Origin of the sequence: Loktanella fryxellensis, assembly GCF_900110065.1 — a bacterium.
Lineage (GTDB): Bacteria > Pseudomonadota > Alphaproteobacteria > Rhodobacterales > Rhodobacteraceae > Loktanella > Loktanella fryxellensis.
Map to the genome: position 1 here is coordinate 1 of NZ_FOCI01000028.1, position 19,807 is coordinate 19,807.

Annotated in this window: 19 protein-coding genes and 1 pseudogene; 5 read left to right on the forward strand and 15 right to left on the reverse strand. The window is 66.1% G+C overall.

Annotation, left to right across the window (positions count from 1 at the left end; translation table 11 throughout):
* Both BMX16_RS15110 and kduI read right to left on the reverse strand, forming a co-directional pair.
* Nucleotides 1-236: SDR family NAD(P)-dependent oxidoreductase (locus BMX16_RS15110; protein ID WP_218139879.1), on the reverse strand; the 236-nt coding region annotated here is incomplete at its 3' end.
* Nucleotides 233-955, reverse strand: coding sequence for a 5-dehydro-4-deoxy-D-glucuronate isomerase (gene kduI / locus BMX16_RS15115; RefSeq protein ID WP_089905315.1), 723 nt, complete (start codon nucleotides 953-955; stop codon nucleotides 233-235). The genes BMX16_RS15110 and kduI, both read right to left, overlap by 4 nt.
* 172 nt (nucleotides 956-1,127) lie before the next feature.
* Between kduI and kdgD the strand changes: the two genes are divergently transcribed.
* A complete protein-coding gene (gene kdgD / locus BMX16_RS15120) occupies nucleotides 1,128-2,030 on the forward strand; it encodes a 5-dehydro-4-deoxyglucarate dehydratase (RefSeq protein ID WP_089905317.1) in 903 nt (300 codons plus the stop codon).
* 2 nt (nucleotides 2,031-2,032) lie between these two features.
* On the opposite strand, the gene BMX16_RS15125 is transcribed toward kdgD, so the two are convergent.
* Nucleotides 2,033-2,764: a FadR/GntR family transcriptional regulator gene (locus BMX16_RS15125; RefSeq protein WP_218139917.1), complete on the reverse strand. Its 732-nt coding sequence runs from the start codon at nucleotides 2,762-2,764 to the stop codon at nucleotides 2,033-2,035.
* A gap of 211 nt (nucleotides 2,765-2,975) precedes the next feature.
* Between BMX16_RS15125 and BMX16_RS15130 the strand changes: the two genes are divergently transcribed.
* Both BMX16_RS15130 and BMX16_RS15135 read left to right on the forward strand, forming a co-directional pair.
* On the forward strand, nucleotides 2,976-4,124 hold the full coding sequence (locus BMX16_RS15130) for a mandelate racemase family protein (protein ID WP_089905321.1): 1,149 nt from the start codon (nucleotides 2,976-2,978) through the stop codon (nucleotides 4,122-4,124).
* 52 nt (nucleotides 4,125-4,176) lie between these two features.
* Entirely contained in the window at nucleotides 4,177-5,781 is a 1,605-nt protein-coding gene (locus BMX16_RS15135; RefSeq protein ID WP_089905323.1) for an ABC transporter substrate-binding protein, read from the forward strand.
* 52 nt (nucleotides 5,782-5,833) lie between these two features.
* Here the strand turns inward: BMX16_RS15135 and BMX16_RS15140 are convergent, their stop codons facing one another.
* The 6 genes and pseudogenes from BMX16_RS15140 to BMX16_RS15165 all read right to left on the reverse strand — a co-directional run bounded on the left by BMX16_RS15140 (nucleotide 5,834) and on the right by BMX16_RS15165 (nucleotide 10,349).
* Nucleotides 5,834-6,163: an alpha/beta hydrolase gene (locus BMX16_RS15140; RefSeq protein ID WP_089905325.1), complete on the reverse strand. Its 330-nt coding sequence runs from the start codon at nucleotides 6,161-6,163 to the stop codon at nucleotides 5,834-5,836.
* A 117-nt stretch (nucleotides 6,164-6,280) separates the two neighbouring features.
* Complete coding sequence (locus BMX16_RS15145; RefSeq protein WP_089905327.1) at nucleotides 6,281-6,838, reverse strand: alpha/beta hydrolase; 558 nt, start codon at nucleotides 6,836-6,838, stop codon at nucleotides 6,281-6,283.
* Nucleotides 6,828-7,578, reverse strand: a pseudogene (locus BMX16_RS15150) (ABC transporter ATP-binding protein). Before BMX16_RS15150 ends, BMX16_RS15145 begins: the two are co-directional and overlap by 11 nt.
* Nucleotides 7,575-8,426, reverse strand: coding sequence for an ABC transporter ATP-binding protein (locus BMX16_RS15155; RefSeq protein WP_089905329.1), 852 nt, complete (start codon nucleotides 8,424-8,426; stop codon nucleotides 7,575-7,577). The pseudogene BMX16_RS15150 and the gene BMX16_RS15155 overlap by 4 nt, the downstream one beginning before the upstream one ends.
* Before the next feature lie 5 nt (nucleotides 8,427-8,431).
* Nucleotides 8,432-9,307: a nickel transporter permease gene (gene nikC, locus BMX16_RS15160; RefSeq protein WP_089905331.1), complete on the reverse strand. Its 876-nt coding sequence runs from the start codon at nucleotides 9,305-9,307 to the stop codon at nucleotides 8,432-8,434.
* Between the two features lie 37 nt (nucleotides 9,308-9,344).
* On the reverse strand, nucleotides 9,345-10,349 hold the full coding sequence (locus tag BMX16_RS15165; protein ID WP_089905333.1) for an ABC transporter permease: 1,005 nt from the start codon (nucleotides 10,347-10,349) through the stop codon (nucleotides 9,345-9,347).
* A 476-nt stretch (nucleotides 10,350-10,825) separates the two neighbouring features.
* Here BMX16_RS15165 and BMX16_RS15170 point away from each other — a divergent pair, with 476 nt between their 5' ends.
* Nucleotides 10,826-11,344 (forward strand): DUF350 domain-containing protein, encoded by a 519-nt coding sequence (locus BMX16_RS15170; protein WP_245731603.1) that lies wholly within the window; start codon nucleotides 10,826-10,828, stop codon nucleotides 11,342-11,344.
* A 198-nt stretch (nucleotides 11,345-11,542) separates the two neighbouring features.
* Here BMX16_RS15170 and BMX16_RS15175 read toward each other — a convergent pair whose 3' ends face one another.
* Genes BMX16_RS15175 through BMX16_RS15200 form a run of 6 tightly spaced genes read right to left on the reverse strand, consistent with a single transcriptional unit; the run spans nucleotide 11,543 to nucleotide 18,243 of the window.
* Nucleotides 11,543-12,661: an ROK family protein gene (locus tag BMX16_RS15175; protein ID WP_089905335.1), complete on the reverse strand. Its 1,119-nt coding sequence runs from the start codon at nucleotides 12,659-12,661 to the stop codon at nucleotides 11,543-11,545.
* Nucleotides 12,658-13,698: an ABC transporter ATP-binding protein gene (locus tag BMX16_RS15180; protein WP_089905337.1), complete on the reverse strand. Its 1,041-nt coding sequence runs from the start codon at nucleotides 13,696-13,698 to the stop codon at nucleotides 12,658-12,660. The genes BMX16_RS15175 and BMX16_RS15180 overlap by 4 nt, the downstream gene beginning before the upstream one ends.
* Nucleotides 13,685-15,190, reverse strand: a complete 1,506-nt coding sequence (argH, locus tag BMX16_RS15185) for an argininosuccinate lyase (RefSeq protein WP_342707832.1) — start codon at nucleotides 15,188-15,190, stop codon at nucleotides 13,685-13,687. The genes BMX16_RS15180 and argH overlap by 14 nt, the downstream gene beginning before the upstream one ends.
* 2 nt (nucleotides 15,191-15,192) lie before the next feature.
* A complete protein-coding gene (locus BMX16_RS15190; protein ID WP_218139919.1) occupies nucleotides 15,193-16,050 on the reverse strand; it encodes a carbohydrate ABC transporter permease in 858 nt (285 codons plus the stop codon).
* On the reverse strand, nucleotides 16,050-16,958 hold the full coding sequence (locus tag BMX16_RS15195; protein WP_245731604.1) for a carbohydrate ABC transporter permease: 909 nt from the start codon (nucleotides 16,956-16,958) through the stop codon (nucleotides 16,050-16,052). The genes BMX16_RS15190 and BMX16_RS15195 overlap by 1 nt, the downstream gene beginning before the upstream one ends.
* A gap of 43 nt (nucleotides 16,959-17,001) precedes the next feature.
* The gene (locus BMX16_RS15200) at nucleotides 17,002-18,243 is read right to left on the reverse strand and encodes an extracellular solute-binding protein (protein WP_089905343.1); all 1,242 of its coding nucleotides are present in this window, start codon (nucleotides 18,241-18,243) and stop codon (nucleotides 17,002-17,004) included.
* A 279-nt stretch (nucleotides 18,244-18,522) separates the two neighbouring features.
* Between BMX16_RS15200 and BMX16_RS15205 the strand changes: the two genes are divergently transcribed.
* Nucleotides 18,523-19,800 carry an ROK family transcriptional regulator gene (locus tag BMX16_RS15205; RefSeq protein ID WP_089905357.1) on the forward strand — a complete coding sequence of 426 codons (1,278 nt, stop codon included), beginning with the start codon at nucleotides 18,523-18,525 and terminating at the stop codon, nucleotides 19,798-19,800.
* The last annotated feature ends 7 nt before the right edge of the window (nucleotides 19,801-19,807 follow it).

Below are 19,807 nucleotides of genomic sequence, written 5' to 3' on the forward strand. Positions count from 1 at the left end.
ATGGGCGCGCCGTCGAACAGCCCCTGCCCCGCCATGGGATCGGCAAAGTCCACCAGCACAGACGACGCAGTGCCGCCCGCCTGCGCGATCAACGCCACCGTCGCGTCGCAGGCCCGGCGCCCGGCGCAGACCACGCTGGCCCCCGCCTGTGCCAGTCCCACGGCGATGGCCTGACCGATGCCCGTGTTGGCGCCCGTCACCAACGCGCGCTTGCCGTTCAGTGAAAACATACTCACCGCAGCGCCTCCATCGAGATCATGTCCATGTCGGTGAAGTCGGTGTTGTCGCCCGCCATCGCCCAGCAGAAGGTGTAGGACCCGGTCCCCGCCCCCGCATGCACCGACCACGGCGGAGAGATCACCGCCTCCTCGTTCGCCATGACGATGTGGCGCGTCTGGTCGGGGGTGCCCATGATGTGGAACACGCGCCGGTCGGCGGGCATGTCGAAGTAGAGATACGCCTCCATCCGCCGATCATGCGTGTGGGCCGGCATGGTGTTCCAGACCGATCCGGGCGCGAACTGGGTATAGCCCATCAGCAGCTGACAGCTCTCCGCCACCTCAGGGTGCAGGAACTGCAGGATCACGCGCTCGTTCGCCGTCTCTGCCGATCCCATTTCCACCCGGCGGGCGTCGGACAGGGTGATCAGGCGCGTGGGACAGGTGCGGTGCGCGGGGGCCGACAGGAGATAGAAGCGTCCGGCCCCGGCGAAGTCCACCGCCCCCGATCCCATGCCGATGTAGACGACCTCGCCCCGCCCGACGGTGTGCGTGGTGCCGTCCACGGTGACGGTGCCCGCGTCGCCCACGTTCAGCACCGCCATCTCGCGACGTTCGAGGAACGTCTTCGTCCCCGTCTCGGGCACGTGATCCAGCGTCAGCGTCCCCGCACCGGGCACGGCAGAGCCGAGGATCAGGCGGTCGTAGTGGCTGTCGTTCTGTATCGCGGTCTCCATTATGTTCCATCTTCGCGCTGTCGCAACAGGTGCGGCGGTCCCCGGCGGCCGCAGGCGGGGCGTCGGTCCGCCCCCCACGTCGCATCCGCTTCCGCCAGATCCTAATAATCTGTATTGCAAATATCAAAATGCTGTATGATAGGTTATGGAGCATAACTCAAGAGGCCTCGCCATGACTCCCGATGAAATCAAGACGGCACTCGGTGCCGGCCTGTTGTCCTTTCCCGTGACCCATTTCGACGCGGATGGCGCATTTAACCGCGACAGCTATCAGCGCCACATCGCGTGGCTGTCCGGTTTCGACGCCCCTGTCCTGTTCGCCGCGGGCGGCACAGGAGAGTTCTTTTCCCTCGCGCCCAACGAGGTGCCGCAGATCGTGGCCGCTGCGAAAGAGGCCGCACCCGGCACGGCCATCGTCTCGGGCTGCGGCTATGGCACGACCATGGCGGTGTCGATCGCGCGGGCGGCAGAGAAGGCGGGCGCCGACGGCATCCTGCTGCTGCCGCACTACCTGATCGACGCCCCGCAAGCGGGTCTTTTTGCGCATGTGAAGGCCGTCTGCGACAGCATCGACATCGGCGTCATGGTCTACAACCGCGACAACGCGGTGCTGACGACCGACACGCTCGCCCGCCTGTGCGACGCGTGCCCCAACCTCATTGGCTTCAAGGACGGCACCGGCGACATCGGCGCCGTGCGACAGGTCACGGCCACGCTCGGTGACCGCCTGACCTACCTTGGCGGCATGCCGACCGCCGAACTCTTTGCAGAAGCCTATCTGGGTGCCGGTTTCACCACCTATTCTTCGGCGGTGTTCAACTTCGTTCCCGCCTTGGCGAACCGGTTCTATGCCGCGTTGCGAGCGGGTGAGCGCACCACGTGCGAGGCGATCCTGAGGGATTTCTTCTATCCGTTCATGGCCCTGCGCGGCCGGGAAAAAGGCTATGCCGTCTCGGCGATCAAGGCCGGTGTGCGCCTTGCGGGGTTCGACGCGGGCCCGGTGCGCGTACCGCTGACCGACCTGACCGGCGCAGAGGTCGAGATGCTGCAGGACCTGATTGCCCGCAACGGCTGACCTTACGCCTCCAGCGAGGCGCGCAGGATCTCTCGGTAGCGGCGCAGGCTGCCGTCCAGATGCAACGTCATGGCCGCCTCGGCGGCCTTGGCGTCGCCATCCATGATCGCACCGACGATGGCCCCGTGTTCCTGCTGCAGATAGGGGTTCGGCGTCGGCTTCACCCGCTCGGTCGTTGCGGTCAGTTGCGCACGCGGCATGATCCCCTCGCGGATCAGCGTCAGGAACTGGGGAAAACGGGTGTTCTGCGTCGCCTCGGCGACCGCGAAGTGGAACTGGAAATCGCTTTCGCGGGTCGTCTCACCCCGGGCCAGGCACTGACCGACCGCCTCGTGATGCCGCACGATGGCATCGAGCTGTGCATTCGACCGCCGCATCGCGGCCAGCCCCGCCGACTTGATCTCGAAGGCGCTGCGCATCTCGAGCATCTCGATCGCCTCTGAGATGCGCCCTGTGTTCAGATCCGAGAACGGCCCGTTCCGGTGGCTCTTGGCGGGATCGAGGGCGAAGACCCCCGCGCCCTTGCGCGTCTCCACCAGCCCGTCGGACCGCAGGATGGCAATGGCCTCGCGGATGACCGTGCGGCTGACGGAATGGACCTGCGTCAGCGCAGCCTCGCTCGGCAGACGCTCTCCGGGGCGAAAGGCGCCCGCCTCGATCTGGCGGCGCAGATCGTCGCTGACCTGACTGACAAGCGTCCGCGCCTGTGCCTTGATCTGCGGCAAGTTCATCATCCGTCATCTCCCTCGCGGACCCGCGGGCCCCGTCGTCATCCGCATGGCGCCATTGATAACAGCCAACGCCCATTGGAAAAAGACCATCCCGGCGCGATCTGCACCCGGCCCGCTCAAAATCAGTATGATAAGTGTTTACAGAAATGGCAATCTCGGCATAACCTGTCATACAGATTACAGGGCGCGCCGCGCTGCGAGGGGAAGAAACCGCATGATCATCACCGACATCAGCGTCATCGTATTTGGGCACGTGACGCGGCGCCATGCGGATGCCGCAGGCCATGCCCACCCCGGCCCCGCGCATACCGTCGAACAGGCCATGCTGACGATCACCACCGAAAGCGGCGAACAGGGGCACTCCTTCTGCCCGCCTGCCGTGGTGCGGCCCGATGTGATCGACAAATACGTGCGCAAGGTGCTGATCGGTCAGGATCACCGCGACCGGGAACGGCTGTGGCAGGACCTTGCCCACTGGCAGCGCGGGTCCGCGGCGCAGCTGTCCGACCGAACGCTGGCCGTTGTGGACTGCGCCCTGTGGGACCTGGCGGGCCGCACCCTGAACCAGCCGGTGTACAAACTGATCGGCGGCTACCGCGACAAAGTGCCGGCCTACGGCTCCATCATGTGCGGCGACGAGATCGAAAACGGCCTCGCCACCCCCGACGACTACGCCCGCTTTGCCGAAACGCTGGTCGCGCGCGGCTACAAGGGGATCAAGCTGCACACGTGGATGCCCCCTGTCAGCTGGTCCCCCGATGTCGGCATGGACCTGAAGGCTTGCGCCGCCGTGCGCGAGGCGGTCGGCCCCGACATCGCCCTGATGCTGGACGCCTATCACTGGTACAGCCGCGCCGACGCTTTGAAACTGGGCCGCGGGCTAGAGAAACTCGGCTTCGATTGGATCGAGGAGCCGATGGACGAGCAGTCCATGTCCTCCTACCAGTGGCTGACCGACAACCTCGACATTCCCGTGATCGGACCGGAAAGTGCGGGGGGCAAGCACTGGCATCGCGCCGAATGGATCAAGGCAGGCGCATGCGACATCCTGCGGACCGGCGTGAATGACGTCGGCGGCATCACACCCGCCCTCAAGACGATGCATCTGGCAGAGGCGTTCGGCATGGCCTGCGAGGTGCATGGCAACACCGCGATGAACCTGCACGTGGTCGCCGCGACCCGCAACTGCCGCTGGTATGAACGCGGGCTGCTGCACCCGTTCCTCGAATACGACGACGGGTTCGACTACCTCAAGTCCCTGTCGGACCCGATGGATGCGGACGGCTTCGTCCACGTCCCCGACCGCCCCGGACTGGGCGAGGACATCGACTTCGACCACATCGACGCCCACCGGATCCGGTGACGGCAACGCAGGCTTACTCACACGACACGCAACATTTCAGAGGGAGGACACCATGAAACATTTGCTGACATCGACGGCCCTTGGCGCACTGGTCATGGGGGCCACGCTCGTGCCGCTGACGGCGCAGGCGGAAACGCCACCCGACCAATTGATCGCGGGGTTCAACATGAACAACGTGCTGACGATGGATCCGGCGGCGATCACGGGCGGCGAAACCGTCCAGATCCTGAACAACGTGTATGACACGCTGGTGCAGCTGAACCCGCAGACGCTGGAACTGGAACCGCGTCTGGCGGAAAGCTGGGAAATCGCCGACGACAACATGTCGATCACCTTCAAACTGCGGCCCGGCGTCGTCTTCGCCTCCGGCAACCCGCTGACGGCACAGGACGTGGTTTATTCCTATCGCCGCTTCATGACGCTGGGTCTGGCGCAGGCCTCCCCCCTGCTGTCGCGCGGCTTCACCGCCGAGAACGTCGAGGCGTCCTTCACCGCCCCCGACGACCAGACCTTCGTGCTGACGCTGCCGCAGCCTGACGATCCCCGGCTGGTGATGATGGTGATGGCCGAATCTGGGCGCGGCTCGATCCTCGACAGTCAGGTCGTGATGGAAAACGAGGTCGACGGCGACATGGGTCAGGCGTGGCTGACCAACAACGCCGCCGGATCCGGCGCCTTCACGCTGGATCAGTGGCGCTCGAACGATTTCGTCATCCTCGAGAAGAACGAGAACTTCTGGGAAGACGTGCCGGCGATGGACCGCGTCCTGATGCGTCACCTGCCCGAAAGCCAGTCGCAGCGCCTCGCCCTTGAACAGGGCGACCTCGACGTGGGCTTCTCGCTCGCCGCAGCCGACCTCGCCGCGCTGGAGGCGAATGAGGCGATCACCGTCGAAACCGTACCCTCCGCCGGGTTCTACTACCTGTCCATGTCGATGAAGGACGAACGCTTCGCCAACCCGCTGGTGCGCGAGGCGCTGCGCCACCTGATCGACTATGACGGGATCAATTCCGCGATCATGCCCTATTTCGGGGTCAAGCATCAGCTACAGGTCAACTCCGACGCGTTCGGCATCATCCCCGATCTCGACTATGCCTTCGACGTCGAACGGGCCAAGGCCCTGCTGGCCGAGGCGGGCTATCCCAACGGGTTCGACACCACCCTACGCGTGATCTCGACGCAGGAATTCCTCGACAGCGCGACGGCGATCCAGAACACGCTGGCGCAGGCGGGCATCAACGCCGAGATCATCACCGGCGACGGTGGCCAGATCTATGGCGCCATGCGAGAGCGGAACTTCGAACTGCTCGTCGGGCGCGGCGGCGGCGGCCAGCAGCCGCATCCGGACAGCAACCTGCGCGCGATGGTGTTCAATCCCGACAACTCTGACGAAGCGGGTCTCGACAACTATCAGGGCTGGCGCACCTCGTTCTACGAGCCGGAGATTAACGCCGCCATCGAAGCAGCCCTGCTGGAAACCGACCCCGAGGCGCAGATCGCCGCCTATCAGGACATCCAGAACCGGGTGGAAGAAATCGTGCCCTCGATCCTGCCGTTCTCCGAACGGGTCGTCACCGCGGCCTATCAGGCCGACATTTCCGGCCTGATCGTGAACCCCTGGGTGATGCGGTTCGAGGATGTGACAAAGGATCGGTGATCCGGTGAGACACACATGACGAAGGGCGCCGTATTGCTGCGGCGCCCTTTTGCTATCTCAGGTGATGCATCAGGAACCGGAGCGCGGCCTGCGTGACCTCTGCGGGCATGGTATGACCCGCATCGTGAAAGGCGGCGTCCACCACCGACCCGTCTGTCCCCTTTGCAAGCTTGGCCAAGCGGCCGAAGGCGCGTTGGACGCTGTCCACGGGCATGTGCCGGTCGCCATGCCCGGACCGCAGGAACAGCGGTCTGTTCGCCGCCAGTCCCGCCATGTCGGGGAAATCGACGCGACCGGCCAGCGACGGATGCAACATGTAGAACGCCGACTGCCCCTGCAGCAGCGGCGCATCGGGGCGCATCATGTCGGCCCGACAGGCCATCCACCCGACGCTGGCAGTCGCAGCGATCCGGTCGCACAGCGCTGCCACCTGCCACGCCCGGAAACCGCCGAACGAGAATACGAGGCTACCGATGCGGGTGGGATCGACCGCCGGGTGCTACGCCAGCCAGCGGGCGGCCTGCACATCCTCGGCCGCGACGATCCCCGCCAGCGACCAGCCCAGCCCCATGGCATTGGCCGCCAGCGCCTGTTGGCCCCCATAGCCGCCGGTCTGCCGCCCGCCCCACCCCAGCGCATCGACGCACAGCACCGCGAACCCCGCGGCACGACAGGCGTCGATCAGCGCGATCCCGTCATAGAACCGCGCCCGGCTGTCCGCTGACAGCAGATCGTCGGCCAGCTTGCGCCAACCGATGTCGAACTGCCCGCCGTGGTCGTGGCACAAGAGCACCGCCGGATGCGGCCCCGGCCCGTCCGGCAGCACGAAGCGCCCGGAGCTTTCGGCGCCCGTCGCAAAGCGCAGCGTGATGTCCTGCCCGTCAACAACGGCCTCTGCCGCGTCCGCGCAGGGCGGCAGGCCCGCCAGCCAGCGCCGCCGCAGCACGTCCGCCCATTGCTCGAAATCCTCCACCCCGTCCCACGCCAGATCACCCGGCAGCGCATGCCGCCGCCGGTCGAGGAACGCCGGCAGCACGCCGATCGGATCAGATGCCACGCTCGTAACGCAGGCTCGCCGCGATCAGCTCGTGGGCATAGGGGTGGGCTGCGGCGTTGGACGCGATGGCGTCGCGCGGCAGGACCTCGACGATGTTGCCCGCCTGCATGACGGCAAAGCGGTCGCACATGTGGTCCACGACGGCCAAATCGTGGCTGACCATGATGGTGGTAAACCCCTTTTCGGCCCGCAACCGCTGCAGCAGGTTCAGGATCTCGGCCTGCACCGACACGTCGAGCGCCGAGGTCGGCTCGTCCAGCAGCAGCACCTGCGGCGACAGGATCAGGGCACGGGCGATGGCAACGCGCTGTCGCTGCCCCCCCCGACAGCTGGTGCGGATAGCGGTCGAGGAACGCGACCGGCAGGCCCACGTCGGTCATGACCTGCGCCATGCGGTCGTCGGGGCGGTCGAGCCTGTGGATGGCCAGCGGTTCAGCCAGCGTGCTGCGCACGGACCGGCGGGGATGCAGCGATCCATAGGGGTCCTGAAACACCATCTGCAGCATCCGGCAGCGGGTCATCGTATCCATATCGCGGACCGCGGTGCCGCCGACGCGCGCATCACCGGTCCAGTTGTCCAGCAGCAGAGACAGGCAGCGCAGCACCGTGGACTTGCCGGACCCGCTTTCGCCCACGAGGCCGAAACATTCGCCGGGTCCGACGTCGAAACTGACCTCCGGCAGGACCTGCACCTTGCCGAACCGGATGCCCATGTGGTCGATGCTGACGGATGCGGTCATGGCTGTGCCCCCCTGTCGGTTTCCCAGGCATCCTGCCGGTCCAGCACCGCCAAGGGCTGCCGCGACCCACCGATCCGCGGCTGCGCCGCGATCAGGCCGCGGGTGTAGGGATGCGTGGCGCGGTCCAGATCGCGCGCCGCCAGCTCCTCGACCACCTGCCCCGCATACATGATCAGCACCCGGTCGCAGAAATTGCGCACGAGGTTCAGGTCGTGACTGATGATCAGCAGCCCGATCCCCTTGTCGCGCACCAGATCGTCGAGGATCGTCAGCACGTTCAGCCGCACCGTCACGTCGAGGGCCGATGTCGGCTCGTCCGCGATTACCAGATCCGGATTGGTCAGCAGCATCATTGCGATCATGACGCGCTGACCCATGCCGCCGGACACCTCGTGCGGATAGAGGTCATAGACGCGGTCGGCGTCGCGGATCTGCACCGCCTCCAGCATGGCGATGGACTTGGCACGCGCTTCGGCCTTGCTGCAGGCGAAATGCGTGCGGAACGCCTCGGCCACCTGCGCACCGACCCGCTGGATCGGGTTGAGCGAGAACTTCGGGTCCTGCAGGATCATCGTGATCCTGCGGCCACGGACCGACAGCATCTGCCGCTCAGTCGCGGCCAGCAGATCCACATCCTCGAACTGCAGGCGGTCAGCCGTCAGCGCAGCACCGTGCAGCAATCGCAGGATGGCACGGCCCACGGTGGACTTGCCGGACCCGCTCTCGCCCACGATGCCCAGCCGTTCGCGGCCCACGGTGAAGGACAAGTTACGCACGGCGGGCACGGCACTGCCGGGGTAACGGACGGACAGGTTCTCGACCTGCAGGATCGGGGATGTGGACGTCATGGCCCTTACCTCTTGTTCATCTGCTTGGGGTCGAGGGCGTCGCGCAGGCCGTCGCCCAGCAGGTTGAACCCCAGCGACACGCACAGGATCGCAAGACCGGGGAACGTCACCAGCCACCAACTGTCGATCATGTAGCGGCGCCCCGTCGCGATCATCGCGCCCCATTCCGGCAGCGGCGGCTGCGCGCCCAGCCCGAGGAACCCGAGGCCCGCCGCGGTCAGGATCACAGTTGCCATGTTCAGCGTCAGACGGATCAGCAGCGACGGCATGCACATCGGCACGATGGACCGCCAGATGATGCGCCACGACGACGCGCCTTGCAGGCGGGCGGCGGCGATGTAGTCGGCGCTGCGGAACGTCAGCGTCTCGGCCCGCGCAAGGCGCGCGATGGGCGGCCACGCGGTCAGCGCGATGGCGATGATCGCGTTGTTCAGGCTCGGCCCGAGCGCCGCGACGAAGGCCAGCGACAGGATCAGCGACGGGAACGACAGGAAGATGTCGGTGACCCGCATCAGGATCGTGTCCAGCCAGCCGCCGTGATACCCCGCGACCGTCCCCACAAAAAGGCCGATGGGCCCGACCACGATCGTCACGAGGAAGATGATCGTCAGCGTGATCCGCGCGCCGTGCACCAGCCGCGAGAAGATGTCCCGCCCCAGCTCGTCCGTGCCGAAGACATGCGCCCCGCTCGGTCTGGCAAGCGCATCGCCGAGGTTCTGCAGGTAGGGATCGTGCGTCGCGATCAGCGGCGCGAAGGCCGCGATCACGATCAGCGCCGCCAGCATCACCAGCCCGAACGCCGACGGCGGGCTGCGCAGCAGGAACCGCAGGATGTTGACCGTGGACCGGACCCACTGGCGCTGGGGCCGCGCGGTCGGCAGGTCTGCGGAATGGGTGTTGTCCTTGGGTGCCCCCTCCTCAGCGGGTGCGCGGGTCGAAGACCCGGTAAAGCAGGTCCGACAGGATGTTGAGACCGATGAAGATCACGCCCACGACCAGCACGCAGGTCATCACCGCGTTCATGTCGCCGATCAGCAGGTTCGACGTCAGATACTGCCCGAACCCCGGCCATGCGAAGACCGTCTCGATCAGCACCGCGCCCTCCAGCAGCGATCCATAGGCCAGCGCCACGATGGTCACTAGCTGCACCCGGATGTTGGCAAAGGCGTGGCGCCAGACCGTCTGGCGGCTGCTCAGCCCCTTCACGCGGGCGGTGGTCACGTATTCCTGCCCCAGCTGGTCCAGCATGAAGCTGCGCGTCATCCGTGTGATGTAGGCGGCCGAGGAATAGCCCAGCAGGCTGGCGGGCAGGATCAGGTGCCGCAGCGCGGACTTGAACACGTCCCACTCGCCCGCGATGGCGCTGTCGATCAGCAGGAACCCCGTCGTCTCCGGCACCATGCCGATATAGAACTGGCTCATCCGGCCCGATCCCCCGACCCAGCCAAGTGCTGCATAGAAGATCAGCAGACCGATCATGCCGGTCCAGAAGATCGGCATCGAATGGCCCATCAGCGACACGATGCGGATGACGTGATCCGGCCAGCGGTCCTTGTTCACCGCCGCCGTGACGCCCATCGCGATGCCAAGGCTGGCCCCGATGATGATGGCGAATGTCGCAAGCTCGATGGTGGCGGGCAAGACGCGTTTGATATCCTCCAGCACCGGCTGCCCGGTGCGGATCGAGGTGCCGAAATCGAACCGCAGCACGTCGCGTAGATAGAGCAGGAACTGTTCCCACACCGGGCGGTCGAGGCCCAGTTGACGGAACACGCGGTCATAGACCTCGCGTGGGGCATCCTCGCCCACGATGGCGCGGACCGGATCGACGGGCATGATGCGCCCGATGACGAAGGTCAGGATGAGCAAACCGAGCAGGGTCACGATGATCCCCGTCGCCTGCCCGAAAACCGCACGCCGCATGTCCGCCCCTCCCCCGCCGCCACGAGTCAGCATGCGCCTAAGTCGCAAATGCTGTATGACTTAAATAAAATCTGTCATACAGATTAGAGGGCGTCAAGGCGTATAACCGCACCCTTGTTACACATTGCAAGGGAGCGCCGTTCTGATCGCACGACCAGATATTCCCCTGTCGGCATCGTACAGTCGCGGATGACGTCCTTTCGTCGAAGCAGGATGCTGTTATTTGCCCCTCCGATCGTTCGGGAGCGGTCACCCGGCTGCCGGTAGAGAGGTGCCGCCCAAGAGCGTTCGTTGCGGGAACAATTTGCGTAGCCTTCGCTGGCAAAGGTTTCTCAGCTGTTGCGAACTTGCCGGTCGAGGGATGAGACGACATCGGAATTTTGCATCTGTCGCTTGAAGCGATCAGCTGAGTTGACTGATCGCAGAAGATCAAACGATTTCGGCGGGAACTGGTGACGCGGGGATCATCGGACGCGATGCTCAAGACACGCAATGTCTTTCGGCGGATCGCAAAAGACCGAGTTCTGTCTCCTGAGTCTATGCTTTATGGTTCCGGCATCACCACACAAGGACTGATGACCATGGACAATGCTCTCCTCGCCTCCCTCTCGGGGCTGCCATCCTTTCTACTTTACATGGGGATCGCCATCGGCCTTTTTCTGGCCTTCATGAAGATCTACGCGATGGTGACGCCCCATGACGAGCATGCGCTGATCCGCGCCAACAACGCCGCAGCGTCCATCTCCTACGGCGGCGCCATGATCGGTTTCGTGCTGCCGATCGCCTCGGCGATCCAGAACTCCGTCAGTGTGGTCGATGTCCTGGTCTGGGGCGTGGTGGCAGGGATCATGCAGATCCTTTGCTTTCTGGTCTTTCGGGTCTTCCACCGCGATATTGTAACCCGGATCGAGCAGGGCCAGATTGCGGCCGCGATGCATCTGGCGGCGGCGAGCCTTTCGGTCGGCCTCCTGAATGCTGCATCCATGACCTACTGATATTCGTCTCGATCGGAAGATCGCGGTCAGATGATCAGGGCGCCGGAAGCGTCCCAGCGACTTCGGCTTTTGGCATCGGCTATAGGACCTACAACGCTGCAATATCGAAGAATTTGCACCCACCGGAGTGGCCGGTCACAGTCAATGATCGTGTCCACGGTGACTGCCCGGATTATAGATTGGATCGTCGCATAGCCCTCAGCTTGATGCTGCAATCTGGTCCGCATAGGCAAGCCGCGCTACGCGCGCCGCACCAAGGGCACCTGCGCGGTTGCCAAGCTGGCTGGTGCGGCAGTCGGGCACTGGCATACCATCGGGCATGATCGTCGCCAGCTCTGCCATGATCCGGTCCAGCAGCAGCGGTTGCGATCCGACGCCGCCGCCCAGCACGAAGAGTGCCGGATTGACGATGGCGTCGATCGCGAGGATCGCGCGTGCGGTCCGCTGCGCCAGCCGCGCCATCACTGCGTCGAGGGCCGGATCGGCCCCCGCATCCCTGCTGATCTGGCGCAGCGTCTCGCCCGCTTGCCGCCCGCCAGTGGCGCGGTAATCCGCGACCAGCGCAACACCGGACACCACGCTTTCCAGCGCACCGCAGCCCTTGCTCGCGGGGTCCGCGGGATCGGCACCGATGGGCAGGGCCGCGACCTCTCCGGCGGCACCAGACGCGCCGCGCAGGATGCGGTCCCCCCAGACTAGTCCCATGCCGATCCCGGTCCCCAGCGCCACGAAGGCGAGGCCCCCGGCAGGCGTGTCGGGAGACACAGCCCCGTCCACGGCGACACCGTGCCCCAGCCACGCCTCGCCCAGGGCGGCGAGGTTGACGTCGTTCTCGACCGCGACGGGCACGCCGAGGCGGTCATGAAGAAGTGCGCGCATGTCCCGCCCCGCGAGGCCGCCGAGGTTCGGCGCCCGGTCCAGATGGCCGGTGGCCGGATGCACCGCACCGGGCAGGCCGATGCCGGCGGCCCGGACGGTGAGGCCCACATCGCGCGTCAGCTGCGCCAAGTGCGCCGAGATCAGATCCAGCACCGCGTCGCCGCCGCCGGCGGGCGTGTCCCCCCGCATCTCGGCCAGCACGGCGCCGTTCAGGTCGGTCAGGACGGATTGCACCTTGGTACCGCCCACATCCGATCCGAACAGGCAGCCCGCACCGGCGACGAAGCGCCCGACGTCATCCAGCCAGCCTGCCGCCGCCAGATCCGCCTGCGGCGCGGCACCGGTGCCCCGTAACTGCACCACCAGCCGGTCGGCCAGTGGGCCGGGGCGCGGATCGGGCCGCGATAACCCGGGCGCATCCATCCGCCGCACGTTCATGCGCGGCCCATCGCCTTTTCGGTGCCCGCATCGAACAGATGCACGTGACCGCGGGGCGCCAGCGCGGTCACCGTCGCTCCGATCGTCACGGGGCCATGGGCGGGGGCCGTGGCGATGATCGACCGGCCCGCCACGTCGAAGTGCACCAGCGTTTCGGGCCCCAGCGGCTCGACGGCGGTGACGGTGCCGGTCAGGGTCAGGCCCGGGTCGGCGATGGTGCTGCCCACCAGCAGGTCGTGCGGGCGCACGCCGGCCAGCAGATTCGGATCGCCCTCGGCCAGGGTCACGACGCCGCCGGATTGGGTGGCGGGCACGATGTTCATCGACGGCGTGCCGATGAAGCGGGCCGTGAACACGTCGACGGGATTGTCGTAGATCTCCATCGGCGGGGCGGCCTGCAGGATGTGGCCGTCCTTCATCACCACGATGCGGTCTGCCATGGTCATCGCCTCGACCTGATCGTGGGTGACATAGGCGATGGTGGTGCCGAGACGGCGGTGCAGGTCCTTGATCTCGATCCGCATCTGCGCGCGCAGCTGTGCGTCGAGGTTCGACAGCGGTTCGTCGAACAGGAACCCGACCGGGTCGCGCACCATGGCCCGCCCGATGGCGACGCGCTGGCGCTGACCGCCCGACAGGGCCGCGGGCCTGCGGTCGAGCAACGGCGTCAGACCCAGCAGGGCGCCCGCCTCGTCGACCTTGCGGGCCTTGTCCGCCTTGGACAGGGGCGAGGTGTAGAGCCCGAAGGCGATGTTCTGGCGCACGCTCATGTGCGGATAGATCGCGTAGTTCTGGAAGACCATGGCGAGGTTGCGTTCCTTGGGATCGACCTCGTTCACGACGCGGTCGCCGATGCGGATTTCGCCCCCCGTCACCTCCTCCAGCCCCGCGATCATGCGCAGGGTCGTGGACTTGCCGCAGCCCGAGGGGCCGACGAAGACGACGAATTCGCCATCCGCGATCAGCAGGTCGATGCCGTGGATCACGCGGGTCTTGCCGTAGGCCTTGATCAGCCCCCGCAGTTCAAAGGTCGCCATCGGCAGTCTCCATCAGGGCATCGAATGCGGCGTCGAGGGTGGCGGCGGCATCGGCCGCAGCCTGCGCCCGGGTCTGGGCCGCCGCGGTGAAATCGGCCAGTGCGGCGCGGTAGGTGTCCAGCGCGTCCTGCATGGCTGCGGCCCCCGGCCCGCCGAAGCGGTCGCGCACCGCGACGAAATGGGCCGCCGACACGGCGGTGGCGAAATCGTCGGGGGTCATGGCCGCAGCCCGGCCCATGGTGTCCCGGAACGCCGCGGCAAAGGGGGCATGGCCGCCGGTGCCAAGGCTTTCGCCAGCCGCCACCACGGCCCGCGCGGTCTGGGCCGCGATCTCGTGCGCCTGACGGAACGACAGATCCTCTCGCCGCACCAGCGTGTCGGCCAGTTCGGTGATGGTGATGCAGGCGCGGTCGGTGGTCTGCGCGACCCGGTCGCCGTCGATCCGAAGCGCCGGCACGAACGCCGCCAGCAGGCGCAGCACGCGGGTGCCGCTGTCGAAGGCGCTGTAGCCCGCTGACTGCGTCTCGCCCTCGCTGTCGTTCATGTCGGTGAAGGGCGTGTTGTGCATGATGTCCTTCACCATGCGGGCCCGCCCCACGGTCTGCGATGCCAGATGGCGCATATGCTCGATCGGGACAGGGTTGCGTTTCTGCGGCATGATCGAGGAGATCTGCACGAAGGCGTTTGGCACATGGATCTGGCCCACCTCGAAGCTGGACCAGACCTGAAAGTCCTGCACCAGACGACCCAGATGCAGGAACAGCAGTTCCACGGCACCATAGGTCGCGGTGATGTAGTCGACGGCGGCGATGCAGCTGTAGGAATTGCGCTGGGGTGCGGCAAAGCCCAGCAGGTCGGCCATCAGCTGCCGGTCGATGGGAAAGCCCGAGGTGGTGATCGCCGCCGCCCCCATCGAGGACAGATCGACCACGGCGCGCGCCGCCTCCAGCCGGGCGATGTCGCGGATCAATACCTCGGTCGCGGCGGACAGGTAGTGGCCGAAGGTCGTGGGCTGGGCAGGCTGGCCGTGGGTATAGGCCACGATAAGGGTCGTGCGTTCGCGGTCCGCCGTCTCGATCAGGGCGTGCAGCAGAGCCCGCGCATCGGCCAGCAGGCCGTCGAGGCGGTCCTTCAGCGCCATCTTGAACAAGGTATGGTCGATGTCGTTGCGCGACCGGGCGGTATGCAGTCGCCCCCCGTCGTCGGGCCCGATGCGCGCCTTCAGCTCCGCCTCGCGCAGAAAGAAGTAATCCTCGACCTCGCCGGTATAGACGAGGGTCGCGGGGTCGATGTCCCGGTCGATGGCGACCAGAGCATGGGCGATGCGGGCGGCGACGGCTGGGGGCAGGATGCCGGTGCGCGCCAACATCACCAGATGCGCCCGGTCGATGCGGCGGAACCCGTGCGCATGATCGACGCGCGCGTGGTCGAACAGCGGCGCCAGCACGGTGTCCCGGTAGACGGGATCGGGAAATGTCGAATGGTCGGTCATGGTCATCCCTTCAGACCCGCGAGCATGACGCCGCGCACGATGTAGCGTTGCAAGGCGAGGAACACGAGCAGCGTCGGGATCGTCGCGATCGCGGCACCGGTCATGATCATCTCCCACTGGATCGCCTGTTCCACGGCAAAGCTCGTGAGGCCGACGGGCAGCGTGTAGAGCTCTTTCGAGGTGGTCGAGATCAGCGGCCAGAAGAAGGCGGTCCAGTTGCCCAGGAAGGTAAAAATGGCGAGCGCCGACAGCGCTGGCGTGACCAGCGGCATCGCGATCTTCCACCAGATAGTGAATTCGTTCAGCCCGTCCATGCGCGCCGCCTCGATGAAGTCGTCGGGCACCGTCTCGAAGAACTGCTTCATCAGGAAGGTGCCGAAGGCGGTCATCATGCCGGGGAACATGATGCCCCAGTAGCTGTCGAGCCAGCCGAGGTCGGCCGCCATCAGGTACCACGGGATCACCAGCATCTCTGTGGGGATCATCAGGGTGGACAGGATCGCGATGAACACGAACTGCCGGCCGCGGAACCGGAACTTGGCCAGCGTATAGCCCACGAGGCTGTCGAAGAAGACGTTGGACACGGTCACGCAGATCGCCACGAAGGCCGAATTGAGGAACCAGCGCGGGAACTGACCCTCGGTCAGGACCGCGACGTAGTTGGCCAGCGTCGGGTTCTGCGGGATCAGGCGCAGGTCGTAGATCTGGCCCGCCGTCTTCAGTGAGGTCGAGAACATGAACAGGATCGGCGTGATCATCAGCACGCCACCGATGGAGAGCACGGTCCATGTCACGATGCGGCCCGGTCTGATGCGCGCCATCGGCAGCGGTGGGGTCATGCCCGTGTCGGTTGCGGCCATCAGCGTGTCCTCAGGATCCAGAGTTGCAACAGCGAGATGACCAGCAGGATCGTGAACAGCACGACCGTCTGTGCCGCCGCGGCGCCCATCTGGTATGAATTGAAGGCGGTCTGATAAATCATCAGCACCAGCGGTTTGGTCGTGCCCAATGGCCCGCCCGGATCGTTGGTCGTCATGTTGTAGACCTGATCGAAGATCCGTAGGAACCCGATCGAGGAGAAGACCACGAGGAAGACGGTCGTAGGTTTCAGCAGCGGCAGCGTGATCTTGCGCAGGACGGCGAAGTCGCCCACCCCGTCGATCTTGGCCGCCTCGTAATAGGTCTGCGGGATCGACCGCAGGCCGGCCATGAAGATGATGATCTGGAATCCCAAACCCGCCCAGATCGCCGTGACCATGATCGACGGCAGCGCCCAGGTGGTCGAGCGCAGGAAGTCGAGCTGCCCCATGCCGACGGCCCCCAGCACCGAGTTGATGACGCCCGTGGGTGCTGGCTGGTAGAACCAGCGCCAGACCCAGCCCATCGCCGAGGCGGTGGTGATGAAGGGCAGGAAATACAGCGCCCGCAGGAAGGTGTGTCCGAACCGGACCCGGTCGAGGAAGTAGGCGATCACGAACGACAGGATCAGGCTGATCGGCGTGCCGATGATCAGGTAGGCGAAGGTGTTGCGGAACACCTTCCAGAACTCGGCCGACGCGAACATATCGCGGTAGTTCTGCAACCCGATGTAGCTGGGCTCCGACATCAGGTTCCAGTCGGTGAACGACAGCCGGAAGGCGTCGATCGTCGGATAGAACCGGATCACGCTGTAGAAAAGGACGGGCAGGGCCAGAAAGGCCCAGACCCAGATTGCGCGGCGCGTCCGCATCGACAGGCGCGGGGCGGTGTGCGGTGATGTGTGCGTCATCGCCATATCGGTGCCATGTCGGTGCTGCTCCCTTGACGCGGCCTCAGCGGGCGCGGTCGATGATGGCCTGTTCGGCTGCGGCGGCCTCGGCCACGCTGTCCTCGACCGACTGCCCCTGCAGGAAGATCCGGTTCGCCATGTCCATCGTCACCTGACGCTGGCCCTGCTCGTCCACGAAGGTGGTGGTCTGGGCGTATTCCAGACCCTTCAGGAAGGGGGCATAGATCGGATCGGCCAGGTTCTGCTCGGTCAGTGCGACCTCCGGCCGTGCGGGCAGTTCGCCCACCACCTCGAGCCACAGCGCCATCGCTTCCGGCGAGGACAGGTAGGCCAGGAACTTGGCCGCGGCCTCCAGCTCCTCGCCCTCGGCACCGGCACCGATGCCGTTGGCGAAGTAGGAGGCGTAGTTCGACCGCAGGCCGTCGGCGTTGGCGGGCAGCTCTGCCACGCCCCATTCGAAATCCGTGATGTCCGCGAAGGACCCCAGGCGGAAGGTGCCGTCGATGGTCATGGCTGCACGTCCCGCACGGAAGGCCGCCTGCCCTTCGTCCATGAACCCGGTGTAGCCGACCTCGTGCACCGTGGTCAGGTCGGTGTACCACTGGGTCGCCGCGATCCCCGCCGCGTCGTTGTAGGTGACGGTCGAGAAATCCCCGCTGTAGGGTACGCCGCCGAACTGGCGCACCAGCACCTCGCGCCACCACTGGTGGTCCTGTCCGCCCATCTCGACCGTCAGGCCGACGGTGGTGTAGTTGCCGCCCTCGTCCTTCTCGGTCAGCTGCTTGGCCGTCTCGACCAGCTCATCGAGCGTCTCTGGCGGGTTGTCGATGCCGGCGGCGGCGAACAGATCCTTGTTGTAGAACAGCGCCAGCGACCGCACGGCGGTGGGCAGACCGTAATAGTCGTCGCCGCGCTTCATCGCGGTGACGATGGGAAAGAAATCGGCCTCGATCTGAGCGGCCGGAAACAGGTCCTGCGGCAGCGGCTGCAGCACGTTGCCGTTCACGAAGCCGTCGGTCCAGCCGTAGAACATCTGCAGCACGTCGGGGCCGTTGCCGGCAAGGTTCGCGGCGACGACGCGGGTCTGATAGTCGGCGTAGGGAAAGGTGACCTGTTCGACGTTGATGTAGGGGTTCGCCTCTTCGAACTGGGCGATCAGCTGATCCACCGCCTCGACGCGGGTCTCGTAGATGTACTGCCAGTATTCGATGTCGACGGCACCGGCCGCGGTGGCCGAGGCCATGACCGTTCCGGCCAGCAGGGTTGTCTTGGTAAAGCGTTGCATGTCGTCCTCCGTTGGGTGGGCTGAAACCGGTCGCGTGGTGCAGCGTGCCGACGCCGGCGGATCCGTCCGCTCTCATCGCCTCCCCCGAACGCCGCAGCGGGGGCTTGACGTGCAGGCTGGACCACGGCGACCCGCGTCGTCAATAAAATAATTTACTTGAGTTAATATATATGTCGTGGCAGCGTTTCCCCATGCCATGTTGGAAAAAGGTGCCAATCCCGTATGTCCGTGATGCAACCCTTGCGACCGGACCATGCAGATGACCCCGAGGATTCGACGATGACGCATACCCCCCCTTCCACCGCCACAGCCCCCCGCGAGCCGATCACTGCCCAGCGCCCTGACCCCGACGCCACCGCACCCGCGCGGGCGGGGCGCACCGCCAAGGGCAAGAACCCCGGCCGCAGCCGCGATCACAACCGCCGCGTGGTGCTGGAACTGCTCCGCCGCAGCGGGCCGCTGGGGCGCAAGGCCATCGCCGATCTCGCGCATATCTCGACCCAGGCGGTGACCAACATCATCGACGAGCTGATGGCGGACGACTTGCTGCTGGACATGGGGCGCAAGCAGACGATGCGGGGCCTGCCGCCGATCCAGTATGCGATCAATCCCGACGGCGCGATTACCATCGGGTTCGAGATCGCGGTCGGATCCCTGACCGCAGTGGTGCTGGATCTGGGCGGCAATATGCGCGCCGGGGAACGGTTGGCCCTGCCCGACATGACCGCCACCGTGGTCATGGACCTGATCGGCACGGTCGTGACCCGGCTGCGCGGGGCGTTCCGGGCGCAACTGATGGGCATCGGCGTCGTGATGCCCGGCCCGTTCGAGATCGAGGGCCTGTCCGGCGTCGGTCCGACCACCCTGCCCGACTGGTCGGGCATCGACATCGCAGCCCTGCTGTCCCGGCGGTGCGGCGTGCCTGTCACCGTCGACAACGATGCCAACGCCGCCGCCGTGGGCGAGTTGCTGTTCGGTCAGGGCCGGTCGGTATCGCAGTTCTGCATGCTCTATTTCGGGGCCGGTGTCGGCATGGGCGCCATCGTCGCCGACCAGCCGCTGCAGGGTGCCTTCGGCAACGCGGGCGAGATCGGCCATATCGTCGTGGCCCCCGGTGGCCTGCCCTGCCAGTGCGGCCAGTTGGGCTGCCTCGAACGCTACGTCTCACTGCATGCTTTGTCAGAGGCGATGACGCGCGACGGCGTCACCCCCGACGTGGCTGCCCTGCTGCGCCTGCACGCCGACCGCAATCCTGCGCTGTTGGCGTGGCTCGATCAGGCGGCCCCGCATCTGTCGTGGATGATCGGCCTGCTGGAAAACATCTTCGATCCGCAGACCGTCATCCTGGGGGGCAAGATGCCGCAACCGCTGCTCGACGACCTGATCGCCCGGCTGGCGATCCCCACCAGCGTCGCCAACCGCAAGGGCCGGGCCCTGCCCCGGGTCCAGCGTGGCCAGACCGGAGAGGACTCCGCCGCCCTTGGCGCCGCCGCCTTGCCGTTCTTCAACGCCATCACACCGCAACTCCACCAGACCGAGGATCAGCCCAGCCCCTGATCCGCCA

Excerpts from the sequence above, each read along its gene's own strand:
- kduI (WP_089905315.1), bottom strand. The coding sequence starts at position 955 with ATGGAGACCGCGATACAGAACGACAGCCACTACGACCGCCTGATCCTC.
- kdgD (WP_089905317.1), top strand. The coding sequence starts at position 1,128 with ATGACTCCCGATGAAATCAAGACGGCACTCGGTGCCGGCCTGTTGTCC.
- BMX16_RS15125 (WP_218139917.1), bottom strand. The coding sequence starts at position 2,764 with ATGATGAACTTGCCGCAGATCAAGGCACAGGCGCGGACGCTTGTCAGT.
- BMX16_RS15130 (WP_089905321.1), top strand. The coding sequence starts at position 2,976 with ATGATCATCACCGACATCAGCGTCATCGTATTTGGGCACGTGACGCGG.
- BMX16_RS15135 (WP_089905323.1), top strand. The coding sequence starts at position 4,177 with ATGAAACATTTGCTGACATCGACGGCCCTTGGCGCACTGGTCATGGGG.
- BMX16_RS15140 (WP_089905325.1), bottom strand. The coding sequence starts at position 6,163 with ATGGCCTGTCGGGCCGACATGATGCGCCCCGATGCGCCGCTGCTGCAG.
- BMX16_RS15155 (WP_089905329.1), bottom strand. The coding sequence starts at position 8,426 with ATGACGTCCACATCCCCGATCCTGCAGGTCGAGAACCTGTCCGTCCGT.
- BMX16_RS15165 (WP_089905333.1), bottom strand. The coding sequence starts at position 10,349 with ATGCGGCGTGCGGTTTTCGGGCAGGCGACGGGGATCATCGTGACCCTG.
- BMX16_RS15170 (WP_245731603.1), top strand. The coding sequence starts at position 10,826 with ATGCTCAAGACACGCAATGTCTTTCGGCGGATCGCAAAAGACCGAGTT.
- BMX16_RS15175 (WP_089905335.1), bottom strand. The coding sequence starts at position 12,661 with ATGAACGTGCGGCGGATGGATGCGCCCGGGTTATCGCGGCCCGATCCG.
- BMX16_RS15180 (WP_089905337.1), bottom strand. The coding sequence starts at position 13,698 with ATGGCGACCTTTGAACTGCGGGGGCTGATCAAGGCCTACGGCAAGACC.
- argH (WP_342707832.1), bottom strand. The coding sequence starts at position 15,190 with ATGACCGACCATTCGACATTTCCCGATCCCGTCTACCGGGACACCGTG.
- BMX16_RS15190 (WP_218139919.1), bottom strand. The coding sequence starts at position 16,050 with ATGGCCGCAACCGACACGGGCATGACCCCACCGCTGCCGATGGCGCGC.
- BMX16_RS15195 (WP_245731604.1), bottom strand. The coding sequence starts at position 16,958 with ATGACGCACACATCACCGCACACCGCCCCGCGCCTGTCGATGCGGACG.
- BMX16_RS15200 (WP_089905343.1), bottom strand. The coding sequence starts at position 18,243 with ATGCAACGCTTTACCAAGACAACCCTGCTGGCCGGAACGGTCATGGCC.
- BMX16_RS15205 (WP_089905357.1), top strand. The coding sequence starts at position 18,523 with ATGACGCATACCCCCCCTTCCACCGCCACAGCCCCCCGCGAGCCGATC.